The organism is Photobacterium sp. R1 (genome assembly GCF_054600795.1).
Genome location: NZ_BAAHZP010000370.1, coordinates 1 through 303 on the forward strand (window position 1 = coordinate 1; position 303 = coordinate 303).

Annotated in this window: 1 protein-coding gene; it reads right to left on the minus strand. The window is 55.1% G+C overall.

Annotated features, from left to right (window positions below; all coding sequences use genetic code 11):
- On the minus strand, positions 1-303 hold a 303-nt coding region (locus ACYP03_RS25465), incomplete at both ends, for a hypothetical protein (RefSeq protein WP_459782602.1).

The window sequence follows — 303 nt, forward strand, 5'->3', positions numbered from 1 at the left end:
CTGCAGGGTGTTAATCAGCAAAGTTGTGTCTTCATCGACGGTCAGCGGATCGGCAGGTACCTCATTAACCGGCGCATCGTTGACACTGTCCAGTGTCACTGTAATGGTTTCAAATACCGCCAGATCATCCGTGGCTTCGTCATCTAAATCGACAGCGCGAATATCCAGAGCCAACTGACCGTTCCAGTTGCTGCTGTTGGCATCACCGGGCACGAATATCAGGCTGTCCAGCGAGGCGCTTTCCACTTGCACCGTCCAGCTGCCGTCACCGTTATCCGTCACATTGCCGGGTACACCCGGTGG